General features: G+C 35.9%; 13 protein-coding genes. 12 read left to right on the plus strand and 1 reads right to left on the minus strand.

Features of this window, described 5'->3' with window-relative positions:
- Positions 1-47 precede the first annotated feature (47 nt).
- The 8 genes from ACFIJR_RS01505 (at position 48) to ACFIJR_RS01540 (ending at position 8406) form a co-directional block, all read left to right on the plus strand.
- Positions 48-452, plus strand: a complete 405-nt coding sequence (locus ACFIJR_RS01505; RefSeq protein ID WP_375625916.1) for a twin-arginine translocase subunit TatB — start codon at positions 48-50, stop codon at positions 450-452.
- A complete protein-coding gene (gene tatC / locus ACFIJR_RS01510) occupies positions 449-1231 on the plus strand; it encodes a twin-arginine translocase subunit TatC (protein WP_375624998.1) in 783 nt (260 codons plus the stop codon). Before ACFIJR_RS01505 ends, tatC begins: the two co-directional genes overlap by 4 nt.
- Before the next feature lie 60 nt (positions 1232-1291).
- The gene (gene serS, locus ACFIJR_RS01515; RefSeq protein WP_375625918.1) at positions 1292-2569 is read left to right on the plus strand and encodes a serine--tRNA ligase; all 1278 of its coding nucleotides are present in this window, start codon (positions 1292-1294) and stop codon (positions 2567-2569) included.
- A gap of 133 nt (positions 2570-2702) precedes the next feature.
- Complete coding sequence (locus ACFIJR_RS01520; RefSeq protein ID WP_012754986.1) at positions 2703-3362, plus strand: protein-L-isoaspartate(D-aspartate) O-methyltransferase; 660 nt, start codon at positions 2703-2705, stop codon at positions 3360-3362.
- A gap of 155 nt (positions 3363-3517) precedes the next feature.
- Entirely contained in the window at positions 3518-4699 is a 1182-nt protein-coding gene (locus ACFIJR_RS01525) for a peptidoglycan DD-metalloendopeptidase family protein (protein ID WP_375625921.1), read from the plus strand.
- 684 nt (positions 4700-5383) lie between these two features.
- Entirely contained in the window at positions 5384-5836 is a 453-nt protein-coding gene (gene yajC / locus ACFIJR_RS01530) for a preprotein translocase subunit YajC (RefSeq protein ID WP_375625922.1), read from the plus strand.
- A 449-nt stretch (positions 5837-6285) separates the two neighbouring features.
- On the plus strand, positions 6286-6672 hold the full coding sequence (locus ACFIJR_RS01535; RefSeq protein WP_375653310.1) for an Mth938-like domain-containing protein: 387 nt from the start codon (positions 6286-6288) through the stop codon (positions 6670-6672).
- 873 nt (positions 6673-7545) lie between these two features.
- Positions 7546-8406 carry a phytoene/squalene synthase family protein gene (locus ACFIJR_RS01540; protein WP_375625925.1) on the plus strand — a complete coding sequence of 287 codons (861 nt, stop codon included), beginning with the start codon at positions 7546-7548 and terminating at the stop codon, positions 8404-8406.
- Between the two features lie 917 nt (positions 8407-9323).
- Here ACFIJR_RS01540 and ACFIJR_RS01545 read toward each other — a convergent pair.
- Entirely contained in the window at positions 9324-11213 is a 1890-nt protein-coding gene (locus ACFIJR_RS01545; RefSeq protein WP_375653312.1) for a peptidyl-prolyl cis-trans isomerase, read from the minus strand.
- Between the two features lie 154 nt (positions 11214-11367).
- Between ACFIJR_RS01545 and tpiA the strand changes: the two genes are divergently transcribed.
- The 4 genes from tpiA to kdsA all read left to right on the plus strand — a co-directional run bounded on the left by tpiA (position 11368) and on the right by kdsA (position 15299).
- On the plus strand, positions 11368-12132 hold the full coding sequence (gene tpiA / locus ACFIJR_RS01550; RefSeq protein WP_375624990.1) for a triose-phosphate isomerase: 765 nt from the start codon (positions 11368-11370) through the stop codon (positions 12130-12132).
- A gap of 82 nt (positions 12133-12214) precedes the next feature.
- A complete protein-coding gene (gene secG / locus ACFIJR_RS01555) occupies positions 12215-12670 on the plus strand; it encodes a preprotein translocase subunit SecG (RefSeq protein ID WP_375625929.1) in 456 nt (151 codons plus the stop codon).
- Positions 12671-12797: 127 nt separating this feature from the next.
- Positions 12798-14426 carry a CTP synthase gene (locus ACFIJR_RS01560; protein ID WP_375624988.1) on the plus strand — a complete coding sequence of 543 codons (1629 nt, stop codon included), beginning with the start codon at positions 12798-12800 and terminating at the stop codon, positions 14424-14426.
- A gap of 36 nt (positions 14427-14462) precedes the next feature.
- Positions 14463-15299, plus strand: coding sequence for a 3-deoxy-8-phosphooctulonate synthase (gene kdsA, locus ACFIJR_RS01565; RefSeq protein WP_375625933.1), 837 nt, complete (start codon positions 14463-14465; stop codon positions 15297-15299).
- Positions 15300-15319 lie beyond the last annotated feature (20 nt).

Genomic DNA, 15319 nt, shown 5'->3' on the forward strand with positions numbered 1-15319 from the left:
TAATCATCATTGTGCGTTATTTTTTGATGAGGAAGTCGAATTAAGAGATGTTTGGGATTGATGGACCAGAGTTTGTCGTAATCTTACTTGTTCTCATCATTGTTGTTGGACCGAAAGATTTACCTAAAATATTAAAGACAATAGCAAAGGTAAGAGCTCATATGTGTTTAATGGCAAAAGAGCTGCGTCATCAGTTTGATGATGCAATAAGACAAATCGAGCTCGATGATTTGCAAAAAACATATTCGGATATTAGCGATTCAAGCAAGAAGTTGACAGAGACTTTTGATCCCATTCAAAATACATTAGAAGATATCCACGATAATTTGGATGTTAAGGCAACACACCATAAATCAGAAAAAGGTAAAGATTTTTTGGAATGCGATCACAACGTAACCAATAAAGATATGACAGGATCTATAGCTTCTAAAGATAAAGAAGATGTGTCATGAATGTTAAGAAAGATGAAGTTGATGCCCATATGGCACCACTTTTAGAACATTTAATCGAACTTCGTCAACGAATTATTGCTGCCCTAGTTGCATTTATGATCGCTTTTATGATGTGTTTTCTTGTTAAAGATTATATCTTAAATTTTTTACTATGGCCGTATCAGTGGGCAATGAAAATAGCAGGGGGTAATCCTGAGGATATTCGTTTGCAATCAACGCAAGTATGGGAAACTTTTTTAACGAAGATGAAGCTTTCTGCTTTTGGGGGAATTATTTTATCTTTTCCCTATACGGCTTTTCAGTTTTATAGTTTTATTGCACCAGGGCTTTATAAAAATGAGCGTATGGCTTTTTTACCATTTCTCATTGGGGGGCCTATTTTATTTTGTATTGGGGGAGCGTTTGTTTATGGTCTATTAGCGCCAATAATACTATGGTTTAGCCTTTCTCAACAATTTCTTCCAGATGTTCATTTAAAAATAGAGTTTATAGTGCGTATTTCTGATTATTTGGGCTTTATGACATCATTTATCCTAATTTTTGGTTTGATTTTTCAATTACCTCTTGTCATCAGTCTTTTAACAAAAGTTGGATTTTTAACGTCTCATGATTTGGCGTCTAAACGAAAATGGGCTATTTTACTTTCTTTTATCATTGCGGCAATCATAACGCCGTCGGATTTTTTTACGATGTTTGCAGTGGCTTTACCAACGATAGCACTTTACGAGATTTCAATTTTAATTGCTTACAGTATAGAAAAGAGAAGAAAATCCGCTTAAGAAAAGTGTATAATCTTATGCGATAAGAAATTAATAAAAAAATATAAATGAGGAATTTTTATGCTTGATATTAAGTGGATTCGTGACAATCCTGAGAAATTAGATAAAGCACTCGTAAGTAGAGGTCTTGAGCCGCAAGCTGAGAGGTTAATACAACTTGATCTTGCACGTCGGTCGCATATTGCTAAGGTACAATTGGCGCAGGAACGTCGCAATGCGGTTTCAAAGGAAATAGGACAGGCTTTAGCGGTATCTGATCAGCAAAAGGCTGAAAGCTTTAGAGCTGAAGGTGAAGAGATTAAAATCTTTCTTTCCTCTGCAACAGCGGAAGAAAAACAGCTGACGGAGAGTCTTGAAAAAATTCTTTCAGCACTTCCAAATATTCCATTAGATGATGTTCCAGAAGGTAAAGATGAAAGTGATAATGTCGTCATTCGACATTTTGGTACACCTCCAACATTTAATTTTACACCAAAGGAACATTTTGATCTTGGTCAAGATCTCAAGCAGATGAATTTTGAACGAGCTAGTCGTTTGTCTGGAACACGTTTTACAATACTTTCAGGGGCGTTAGCACGGCTAGAACGGGCATTAGGTCAATTTATGCTTGATGTGCATGTCAATGAGCATGGTTATACAGAAGTCTCAATACCTTTTCTTGTTCGTGATGAGATTGTTTACGGAGCAGCACAATTGCCGAAATTTGCTGAAGACCTTTTTCGTACAACAGATGGTCGATGGCTTATTTCTACGGCAGAAGTGCCATTAACCAATTTGGTCAACAATGAAATTCTTGAAATATCAGATTTACCACTGCGATTTTCTTCTTTATCTCCCTGTTTTCGTTCAGAGGCGGGAGCAGCCGGTCGTGATACGCGCGGTATGTTGCGTCAGCATCAATTTTGGAAAGTTGAAATGGTCTCAATTACCAGTGAAGAGCAGTCTTTAATTGAATTAGAACGTATGACAGAATGTGCAGAAGATATATTAAAACGACTTGGTTTGCCTTTTCGCACAGTGGTTCTTTCTACGGGTGATATGGGGTTTGCAGCACGTAAAACCTATGACATCGAGGTTTGGCTTCCTGGTCAAGAATGTTATCGTGAAATTTCTAGCTGTTCAGTTTGTGGAGATTTTCAAGGTCGTCGTATGAATGCACGTTATCGTACAGAAGGCGATAAAAAATTGCATTTTGTTCATAGCCTTAATGGTTCTGGTACAGCTGTTGGACGTTGTCTTATTGCCGTGCTTGAAAATTATCAACAGGCTGATGGATCAATTGTTATTCCAGATGTTTTACAACCTTATATGGGAGGCATGCGTTGTATTACTGCTTAATTTTACGAAAGGAGAGACAATATGCGTTTATTGCCAAGAGGTGATAATATGCAAACGCAAGTTTTTGCCATTTTAAAAGAAGCAGTTTGTCAGTATAATAAAAGTGCACCTCCATTGGAGATTGAATGATACTATGGGGCAAAAGGGTATTTTACAATTTCGTGAGGAGTTAGCCGCTCTTGTACTGAAAATGCGTAGCAAAGGCATTGATGACGTGCGATTTTTTTCGGCATTAGAGAAAATTCCGCGTCAACAGTTTGTTTCTGCTCCTTGGTTTAATAGTGCTTATGATAATAAGGTTATTCCCCTTGAGTGTGGTGAATATATGGAACGTTTGGAAGAACAACTCTTAATTCTTTCGGCATTATCGTTGAAAAAAAGGCATCGCGTTTTAGAAATCGGTACAGGATCTGGTTTTTGTACTGCGCTTATGGCATGTCTGAGTGACCGTGTGACAACGATTGATCGTTATAAAACGCTTGTTGATTTGGCGCGCCAAAAATTTCAAACTTTAGGAATTGAAAATATTATTATACGGCAGATTGATGGAAGTCATAGTGTGACAGGCTTGGGATCATTTGATCGCATTCTTATTTGGCCATCACGTTTTGATGAACCCAAGGAATTTTTAGAACTTTTAGCTGAAAACGGAATTCTCATTCAGGCGATAGGACCTGACGAAGGGGTACAAACGGTGACGCGCTATACAAAAATTGGTAGTCGATTTGAGTGTTTAGAACTGTTCCAAGTGCGTTACCAACCTTTTATTAAAGGCATTGCGGAGATACTTTAATTTTTAAAAGCTAAGAAATTTCTGCAAATTGTCTATGTTAAATTCATTTTGATCTTATATAAAGATATTTATGAATAAAACATCTCATTTTAACTCTTCGGTAATTTAAAAAAGCTTTAATAGAGTGAGTTGATTATTGATGAGTGAGCAAAACGATGTGTCTAAAAGCTTTGGATAATATTTTCCAGCATAATTTTCAGAGAATAACTTTTTTAGCGGTGGTAACTATTGTTGCTGGTTGTAGTTCTGGTACACAGCGTTTTTCTAATATGTTCTCTCATCGTACGGTATCATCTCAATCAAATATATCGAGCACAATGTCTATAGATCCGCGAATGCTATCATACGGTAGTGGTATGATACAAAGCACTGAATTGCCGCCTGTGGAATCAAGCGATGATTCGTGGGGAGATGACAATTCTCCCTATAATTTTCCACATCAAGGTAGGATAACTTCTTCTGATGGTCGCGTTATGGGCTCCCCTCCACGTAATCTTGGAACTCTTTCTCGTTCACAAATGGATAAGTCTCCTATTTTTCGGCGGAATTCTTATATTGTCCAGAGTGGAGATACACTACTCAGTATTGCACGACAAATAGGGGTTAGTGTTGAGGCATTAAAATTAGCAAATGGTATAAACAGCAATTCCATTTATATCGGTCAGGTACTTGTTGTTCCAAGCAGGCGTACATTAGCAGCTTCAAATGCACACAATAATAACGATTGGACAGTGTCAAAAACAGAATCTGCAGCCCAATCTCAATTGATGTCCTCTATAAAAAACAAGAAGTCCTCTCCTATATATAAAGCTCCTGTAACAACGCCACCCCCTGCAAAGATGAACAAATCAAGTTCTGAGAAAAATTTTTCTAAACAGATGACGCAATTGAATCATGAGACTGGTTTGTCAAATACTGTTACGAATACAGATAATATGACGACTCCGCAAGCCACAGGAATTTCTAAGATGCGTTGGCCAGTACGAGGGCGTTTGTTAAGCCAGTTCGGTCAAAAAAAGGGAACAGTAATGAATCGAGGAATAGATATTGCAGTGCCGGAAGGATCTTCGGTAAAGTCGGCAGAAAATGGTGTTGTTATTTACGCGGGAGATGGATTAAAAGAGCTTGGTAATGTTGTGATGATTCGACATGAAAATAATATTATCACTATTTATGGATGTAACAGTAAACTTGTTGTTAACAAAGGACAAAGGATAAGACGCGGTGATGAGATTGCTAAATCTGGTGTTTCAGGAAATGTTAAAACGCCACGTGTCTATTTTGAGATGCGTAAGAATTCATTACCTGTTGATCCCCTTAAATATTTAGAAAACTAATTGATTGATGACTTTAAAATTTGAATAGCCTTACAGTTTATAGAAACTTCATGAAAAACAATTGATTTTCTTAAATCAATAACATTGCAGCAAAAAATCATTGGTTTAATCAGAGTATTTCGTTGGGGCGTTAGATATTACCATCTTTGTGTTTATGAAAGTGTAAGGCAATAGCATCATACTATTTGTCAGCTTTCAGTGTTCCAACTGCTCTTGCATTTGAGAGAAGCATGAAAAGAGATATTTCACGCTTTTCTTAAAAAGTTTTTATCTACAGGCTCATTTCATATGTGAGACGTGCAAGAAAATCGTTTTGATTAATTCAGAGGGTTTGAAATGAGAGTATTTTACTGTACTTAGATCTGTCATTCGATATCAAAAACGATGAATTATCTATATAAATTAAAGTTTTTTCATGAGAAAAATTATCTTGTATAATTTATTGAGTTAGTGAAAAATTCTATATTTTAGGATATATAATAGGGGAAAGTGAATCTATTTTAAAGATTTTTCTCATTGTATTTTGGTATTCTATCTCTTAAGGATTTATTGTATTTTTGTAAAGCTGTGATTAGATTATGTAGTTATTGCTTTTTATGATAAATTCTTTAGGAATTTTTTCTGTATCGGAATTTCATTTTAATAGAGTGGGAAATACCTGAGGTTTAACTATAGGAGATGAAAATGTTTATTACGAACGCTTATGCTCAAGTTGCAGGCGATGTTTCCGGTGGAATTTCATTTGCTAGCGCTGTCCCTCTCATTTTAATTTTTGCAATTATGTATTTTTTTATGATTCGTCCACAGCGTGCTCAAATGAAAAAACGCCAAGAAATGCTTAATGCAGTACGTCGTGGTGATACAGTTATAACGGGTGGTGGTATCATCGGCAAAGTTACGAAGGTTCACGACGAGAGTGGTGAATTAGAGGTTGAAATTGGTGAGAGTATGAATATTCGTGTTATTCGCTCAACATTAGCTGATGTGCGCGTTAAAGGTGAGCCGATTGCAGAAAAAAAATCAAAGCTTAATGCTAAAACAAAAACACCACAAAAGTCTAAATCTAAAACGACAACGAAAGAAAATATGAGTGTCTCTAAAGAGAAAAAAGCTATATCAAAGGAAAATGCATCTTAAGGTGTAGTGGCAGTTTTAAGCATTTTTATAAAAAGCTTGGCAAGATCAGGACAATTTCATTGGAAAAATAGCTTTTATAGTGGCTACAGAAAATGGAGTTTTTGTTTCCTTGAGATTATTAAAATAGTTGCTTTATTTATAGAATATTACGCAATTTTTTTCTGTTTTTTAAACAAGATCATTGTTTCTATAAAAAGAAACTTGCGAGTAAATAAGCTGAGAAAACTTTTTAAAAGATAGATTTATTTAAGCAGGTATAGCTTTTGATTGCGGTTTATTATCAAATTTTCATATACTCGTTGTATGAGAAGATTAGGGTTTTATATAAAATTTCCACTTCAATACTAGGCTATGGTTAAGATATCAATGTTTGTATCAGCCTTCCTTTAATTTTATGGTGAGAAGTAGCAAAGACAATTGGATTATTCAAAAATAAAGGGTGCTTGTTCATGTTCGATGCAATTCAAATTCGTGAAGCGCATTTTCCAAATCGCGCACCTATTGATGCTTATGGAAATGGTGGATTTCGTTTTGCTGATATGTCTCATAGAGGTTCTATTATTTGTGTACCATCAGGTATTTATGGCATTGATATGGCAGGACCTATTCCCACTCAAGAGGATATATCTCGTATTTTAGAAGAAGCTTCTGAAATCGAAGTTTTATTAATAGGTACTGGCATTGAATTATTGCGATTACCTGAAGAGTTACGGGTTCTTTTATGGGAAAAACGTATTTCATCAGATACAATGAGTACGGGAGCGGCGGTGCGTACATTTAATGTTTTATTGGCTGAAGATCGCGCTGTTGCGGCATTATTATTTGCGGTAGAATAGAGTATTGTTTAATAAAAAAATTCTCTCATCTAGTATGAAAGAATTGTGTGATTACTTTACTGCGCCGTAAAATACCGTCGTTTAAAGTGGTGATATAAGGGGAATAAAATATACATAACTTAACACATTAAGTGTTTTTAAATACAGCAGCAAGTATTCAGGGCAGAGCTTGTTCGTAGTTCAATGAATCACATGAGTGATCAACTCTTGGCACTTGAGGCAGTTCATAAGAGACATTTTTAATTCTTTCTTATACAGTTTTTACCTACAAGCCAGCCCTGCTTGTGACGTGCAAGGGAATAGTTTTGATTGAGTCAACATGGAATTGGTTTGAAATGAAAGCATTCTACGATATTTGGGATTCTAATTTAACATATAAAACAATAAATTATCATTATAAATAAATATGTTGATAGTAATAGAAACTCACCGAGAGCAATTGGATTTTTTACAAATTGGTATTGGTAAGAATCTTTGTCCTTTAGAATGGGGAGGAGGTCAATGATTTGATGAAGTTTTTATGATCAGTGCATTTTTATAAATAACATTGTCATCTATTCGGTGAAAAAGTGTTTTGCGTTGTTTGTTATTCTAATTTTCACTATGCATGTTACGATTAGTTTTTAACTTTTTTTACTGCAAATGAAAATTTGAAGTCTGATAAGATAAGTTTTATCAGAAAAGTTATTTATTTAATTTTTTTCTTTCTAAAACGAAAAGTGACTAGAAAAGAAATTTTAATTCATAATACAGTTAAGAGACACATTTAAAAATCTTATTTTCTGAGCTGTATTTGCTTATCCCTCATTTTTTAATATGAATAAAAAGAGGATATTAATTTCATTGCTAAAAAAGGGACGTTAATAGGTTCGAATGATAGGCTCTCTTCCTTATTGTCTTGATATTTTACGTACCATAGATCGTGATCGCTATATATCGGTTTTATTTGCGCCTAAAAAAAAGCGCCAAGCATTGGCTGCTCTTTACGTATTTAATGCTGAAGTTTCTCGTATTCGCGAAAGTGTACATGATCCACTCATAGGAGAAATACGGTTACGTTGGTGGTATGATTCTATTGCTCATGGTGAAATACAAACGAGTGGAAATAATCCGATTTTGAGTGATTTATTGAAAGCAATGACTCTTTTTAATTTACCTAAGACAGCTTTTTTACGTTATTGTAATGCACAAATTTTAGATCTTTATCACAATCCAATAGAAACGCTTCATGATCTAGAGCATTATTGTGGTGAGACAGCAAGCATAATTTTACAGCTTTCTTGTCAGATATTAGATCCTGATACTGCACAAGAGTTTACAGATATCTATGAACATGGAGGGATATCTCAAGGATTAAGTGGTGTATTGCGTCTTTTATCATTCATGCAATCACGATATCAATATTATTTACCTACTGATATATTAAAGGCTGTAGGAGTGAATAGGGAAGATTTGGAATCTCATCGTCTCAGTGATCAACAAAAGGGTCGTATTGTTGAAGCTATGGTAGCATTATCGCGCGATCATTATACCCAATTTCACGAGTATTCTTGTGCTTTACCTAGAGTTCTTAAGCCAGCTTTTCTTCCATTGGTCATTGTACCGGCTTCTCTTCAAAAAGCTATACAGCTGGGGGCTGAAATTTTTCAAGAGAATGCAACGTTGCCATTGATATATCGCTATTGGTTGATAACAAGGGCAGCAATAAGCGGCAATTTTCCAAAGATATTGTAAAAGAATATTACTATGTCGGAATGCGTAACATATAGACTGATTTTCTCATATGAAGATAAAAGGAACTATGGTGTTTCCAAACCATTTTTTGTTATAAAAAATGTTGATGTTTTGGTTGTTATGAGCGCAAAAGAATAAGAAATTTTATGATCTTGAAAATACGATGTATTTCTTTATCGGTAATATGTTTTATTCAGTGTATTGGAAGGGTGAGATGCAGAGAAAGAAAAATATGAGATAAAGCTCAATACATTGGTTTGTTTGATGAAAAACTTTTAAGTATGTTGATTGTATCTCATTTGCAAATGAAATAAAATTTCTATTTTATGAGAGAAGTTGTCTTGGCAGTCTATAAGTCTATAAAAAACTCTTATTTTTGAGAAATTATAAAATCATAATTGATGACTGTTATGATTTATGAATATATTGATTTATAATGATAATTCGTTTTTTCTCATATTGAATGAGAGTCTTGAATAGAAAAAGATTTCTTCATTTTTATAATGAATTTTAAAAATAGTTTTTTTGTATATTATAAGTTGGGTGTGTAAATGAAATCATTTAAAGAAAAAGCAATACGCTCCTTATGAATGAGTATTAAGAGTAGCAATATGATAAGCTATAAATGAATGACGATAGGGATGACATTTATAGCTTAATGGGTATAGCTTAGTGTGCGGCAACTTTTACAACCTTTGGATGGATAATATTTTTTAATGCGTTGCAAAAACGACTCTACATTCCGTTGACTATTTTCTCGCAAATCCATACATGCACTGATTTGCGAGAGAATTAATCATTATACAAATACTGATCCTAAGATATGGAAACAAGAGACCTATCTTACCTCTTCAACTATAGACGAAGAGTTGATGGAAACTTTATCGAATAAGTTCTTTAAATTATGCACAATCTTTTTATTGGAGAGCGTTAAAGATCTGATTATAATTTGTGCTATTAATTTCCAAAGGGTGTTCTTTATTGGCAACTTGTAGCATTTCTAGCTTGAGATCTTCTCTTATCATCATATCTATATTGGTGCGAACCTCAGTTGAAAGAGTATGAGGCGTGATATCTTGAGGCATGGTTACAGTCTTTATTTGATAAATGATACGGTTTGTTGAAACTGGACCTTTTATGATGCCATAATGACCTTTGGGAGCAGAAAATAATGCTTTAATCCCTTCAACGCCAAGGGGGGCAAATGAGTCTTGACGCCGGAGGGCTGGTGTTGTTTGTTTTGTAACAGCAAGGGTATGAGCAAGAGCAACAAGACTTTTTCCTTCCGTGAGCTGCTTGAGAGCATTTTGGGCTTTTTCATCAAGAAGACGTTGAATTTCCTCACTTTTCCATTGAGAAAGAACATCTAGCTTAGCCTCTTCAAGTGTCTTATCGCGGGCAGGAATAATTTTATCGACCTTATACCAGAGATAACCACCATTTTGAAAAGAGAGAGGATCAAGATCGACTCCTTCGTTTGATTGATAGATGGCATTCAGTAAAATATCTTTTTGAGGTAAATCCGTGAGTATTGCACCTTCAAGCGTTTTTCCCGTTTTATCAATGGTAATTGTGCGCAAAGATAACTTGTATTGATCAGCTAGCTCTTTGAGAGAAGCACCCTCAAAACGAGCATTTTCAATGGCTACATAATTGTTACGAATATCATCAGTAGCACGATTTTTGGCAAGTGTTTGGCGAATATTTTCTTTGACACCTTCAAAAGGAAGAGAGCTTGAGGGTTCAATATGTGTGACGCGAATGATAACAGGACCCTGTAAGTCATTTATCACAGGACTGACTTGGCCTTGTTGAAGTTCAAAAACTTCAGATGCTAGATGATTAGGAAGTTCATTTTCTGCGAAAGGCCCTTTTTTTATGTCATTAAGAGTCTTTTTTTCAGCTTTTACCAGTTCATCAAAACTCAATCCATCAGCTATTTTTTTTGCTGCATTATCGGCTTCTTCGCGTGAGGGAAATCGCAGTTCTTCGAATGTACGCTTTTCAGGCGTTACAAAACGTGAAGCATTTTGTGTATAATAGGCTTTTGCCTCATCTGTTGAGATATCTTTAGGTTTTACAAAATTATTAAGTTCCATAGATAACAAAGAGACAGTGCGGTATTCTGAAGCACGAAATTGACTTTGATGTGTTTTAAACCATTTTTGTAGTGTTTCGTCATCAGGATCAGCAATTGTTTCCTTTTCTTTTAGATCAATAACGAGATAATCAGCAATACGCATTTCTCCTTGATAAAGAGCAAGTGCTTTATAAAAGAGATTTGGTGCTTTCATATCAGAGAGTAAAGCTGAAATAAGTTGGTTACGCTTTTCTTGTTTGGAGTAATAATTAAGAAAAGCACTTTCACTAATACGTAAATGCTGAAGATAGTTATAAAATAAATTTTTATCAAAAGTGCCATTTACTTGGAACATCTTATCAGAACCAATCGTATGAGCTATTGTATCTTTTGAAAGACTTATTTTCATTTTACGTACTTGTTCATCAAGCAATACATTTTGTTGTAATTGATTAAACACAAAAGCAGGAATTTGGTATTGCTGCATTTCATTTGCTGTAAACATACGTCCAAGATGAGCCGCTTGGGCTAAACGTGCACTTTGATCGGCAAGTGCGAGACGATAATCATCGACAGTTACTGTGGATTTTCCAGAAGTAATAAGATCTCTTTCACTTTTTTTGTGTAAATGCGGTACTCCCCATAAAAGAATGAAGCATAAGAGTAAAATAGCAAGGAAAATTCTGAAAATCCAAGAATTTGTAGCACTTCTTATGACGTCAAGCATTGTTCAATCCTATTTTTAACATAAATTATTACAAAAGCAGTAATAGAATTTGCAATAAAGAGACAAAAGATGCAAGCTTTAAAGACTTGCTTTCATGTTATAATTTGGTAACTACAGATAAACAATGTATTGTAAGAGCTCTTGAGGTGAAAATATGTCTCCAAATACTCGGCCTTTTCTTGCTGGAAATTGGAAAATGAATGGAACGGGTGAAACACTTGGAGAGTTGCGTGCTATTGCTACAGGCGTTAGATCTGATCTCAGTCATCTTTTTGAGGCGCTTATTTGTGTCCCAGCAACGCTTTTATCCCGTGCTTCTGATATGCTGGATGGCAAAAATCTCCTTTTGGGAGGACAAAATTGTCATTTTGATGATCATGGTCCCTATACTGGAGATATTTCAGCTTTTATGCTTAAAGAAGCAGGAGCAAGTCATGTCATCATTGGGCATTCAGAACGTCGTACAATGTACCAAGAAAATAATGCGATTGTTTGTGCCAAAGTGCAAGCTGCGTGGCGAGCAGGTCTTGTGGCTCTTGTATGTATTGGTGAAACATTGGAGGAGCGTAATAATAATAAAGTACTAGATATTCTCACGCAGCAGCTTGAAGAATCTTTACCAGATGATGCAACAGCAGAAAATACCATTATCGCTTATGAACCTGTTTGGGCGATAGGCACCGGCAATACAGCGACTCCAGAAGATATTGCAAAAGTACATCATTTCATTCGTGATAAGGTGCGCTCTCGTTTTAGTGATGAAGGCGATAAGATACGTCTGCTTTATGGTGGGTCCGTAAAGCCATCCAATGCATTTGAGCTTTTAAGCATTCCTCATGTTAATGGTGCTTTAATAGGTGGAGCAAGCTTAAAAGCGATTGATTTTTTAACTATTTGCGATGTTTGTCGTAAACTATAGTAGAGAAATTTTAGTTTCTCCTTGGATTGTGTGTTATTTATGTGTAAATAGCTATGAAAGAGTTATTTGAAGAGCAGGGTTTATGCAAACAGTACTTATAGTTATTCATTTGTTGATTGTGATTACTCTGGTTGGTGTTATATTAATCCAACCTTCAGAAGGTGGTGGGCTAGGTGTGAGTAATAGCTCAGGGTTGATGAAAACTCGTGGATCTCGAAATCCTTTAACACGTTTGACTGCTATTTTAGCCTGTTGTTTTTTTGTTGTGTCTATTGGGCTTACCGTGGTGGGTAATATATCAAATTCTAGTTCTGATATTTTAAAGCGTATACCGGTTAATTCAGAACAGAATTCTACCAATAAAGGATCAGAATCAGTCCCATCATCAGATGGTGAGTCTTCTTCCCCTTCTATTCTTGAACAGCTAGGAGGCAATTCGAATTCTCCGCAGGAACAGAAACAGTCCGCAAATCCTGAAGCAGAAAGTCCAGTTCCACCGGTTCTTGAAAATACAGTTCCGGATAACAGTACGAAATAGTTTTTTAAGAAAATATAGACTTTTTAAAAAGGTGATTTTTTCACCTTTTTTATTTTAGAAGAAAAATTGTTTCTTTTTGCATTTTTTGCTGGAAAAATCATTATAAATTGCTTATCACCATAAGCCCATGGCACGTTATGTTTTTATTACTGGTGGTGTGGTTTCTTCCCTTGGAAAAGGCATCGCAGCGGCGGCGTTAGCAGCGTTATTACAGGCTCGTGGTTATCGTGTACGTCTTCGCAAACTTGATCCTTATTTAAATGTTGATCCAGGTACGATGTCACCTTATCAACATGGTGAAGTATTTGTGACCGATGATGGTGCAGAAACGGATCTTGATCTTGGTCATTATGAGCGTTTTACTGGGCGTTCTGCAAATAGCCAAGATAATATCACAACAGGGCGTATTTATCGCAATATCATTGAACGAGAGCGGCGTGGTGATTATTTGGGGGCAACAGTCCAAGTTATCCCTCATGTTACGGATGAAATTAAGAGATTCATTACGATGGGAAATGAAGAATTTGATTTTGTTTTGTGTGAGATAGGCGGAACGGTTGGTGATATTGAAGCAATGCCTTTTCTAGAAGCGATTCGTCAGCTTCGCAATGAGCTACCAAGACAAAGTGTCGTTTATGTCCATCTCACATTAATGCCTTATATACCTTCGGCAGGTGAATTAAAAACGAAACCAACACAACATTCTGTCAAAGAATTGCAAGCAGTTGGTATTTCTCCTGATATTTTGCTTGTACGTGCAGACCGATCTATTCCAGAAACAGAACGGTGCAAATTATCACTTTTTTGTAATGTTCGCTCCAATGCAGTCATTCAGGCATTAGATATGCCAACAATTTATGATGTTCCTATGGCATATCATAAGGAGGGTTTGGATTCTGAAGTTCTTTGTGCTTTTGGAATCGATTCGGCACCTTCCCCTCAGATGGATCGTTGGGAAGATATTACGCATCGTATTCACCATCCTGAAGGAGAAGTTACGATTGCTGTTGTAGGAAAATATACGGGTTTAAAGGATGCTTATAAATCTCTTATTGAAGCGATTGCACATGGTGGTTTAGCGAATAAAGTAAAAGTTAATATTGAGTGGATTGATTCGGAACTTTTTGAAAAAGAAGATTCTGTTTCAGCTTTACAAAAAGCCCATGGAATTTTGGTTCCAGGTGCTTTTGGGGCACGAGGGGCAGAAGGAAAGATTCGAGCAATTCAATTTGCACGAGAGCGTAAAGTCCCATTTTTAGGGATTTGTTTTGGGATGCAATTAGCTTGTATAGAAGCTGCGCGCAATATTGCACAGATTAAGAATGCTTCGTCAAGTGAGTTTTGCGAAACAGAAAATCCAATTGTAGGTTTAATGACAGAATGGCTTAAAGGAGACGTTCTTGAAAAACGTACAAGAAATGGTGATCTCGGCGGATCAATGCGTCTTGGTGCTTTTGCTGCTGAATTAAAAGAAGAGAGTCATATTGCTCAAATTTATGGGATAACCAAGATTGTCGAGCGACATCGTCATCGTTATGAGGTCAATATTGATTATAAGGATAAGTTAGAACAGTGTGGTTTGATTTTTTCTGGGATGTCTCCTGATGGTATTTTACCAGAAACGATAGAATATGCAGATCATCCATGGTTTATTGGTGTTCAATATCATCCAGAATTAAAATCTCGTCCTTTTGATCCTCACCCGCTTTTTTCTTCTTTTATTGAAGCCGCTGTAGAACAAAGTCGATTAGTTTAATGCATAAATTGGGTTACTTTGCTTTTGAGGGATAAAATGACTAAACCAAATGCCCGTGTGAAAGTTGGAAATATTATTTTTTCAAATGAAATGCCTCTTTCATTAATTGCAGGGCCGTGTCAGATGGAAAGTCGCGATCATGCTTTTGAAATGGCTGGTCGTATTAAAACAATTACCGATCAGCTTGGTATCGGGTTTGTTTATAAATCGAGTTACGATAAAGCTAACCGAACTTCTTTGGGTGCGGCACGTGGTATTGGTCTTGAAAAGGCAATGGCTGTTTTTTCTGATTTAAAAAAAGAGTTTAATTGCCCTGTACTAACTGATGTGCATACAGAAGAGCAATGTACAATTGTTTCTTCTACGGTTGATATTTTACAAATACCGGCTTTTTTATGTCGTCAAACAGATCTTTTGGTAGCAGCCGCCAAAACAGACTGTGTTATTAACATTAAAAAAGGTCAGTTTTTAGCGCCGTGGGACATGGAGAATGTTTTAAAAAAGGTTGTTTACAGTGGTAATCCGAATGTTATGCTTTGTGAGCGAGGCACGTCATTTGGTTACAACCGACTTATTTCTGATATGCGTTCATTGCCTATTTTACGTTCATTTGGTGCTCCTGTTATTTTTGATGCAACGCATTCTGTTCAAGAACCTGGGGGGCAGGGTGCTTCATCTGGTGGACAGCGTCAATTTGTTGAAATTTTAGCGCGTGCAGCTGTTTCTGTTGGGGTAGCTGGTATTTTTTTAGAAACACATCAAGATCCAGATAATGCACCTTCTGATGGACCCAATATGGTTAAACTTGATAATTTACAAAGATTGCTTGAGACTTTAATGGAGTTTGATTATCTGTCAAAGAAGTTGAATTGAGAAGAGAAAAACACTTCATT

This window comes from Bartonella sp. OD88NMGDW, assembly GCF_042193775.1.
GTDB lineage: Bacteria > Pseudomonadota > Alphaproteobacteria > Rhizobiales > Rhizobiaceae > Bartonella > Bartonella grahamii.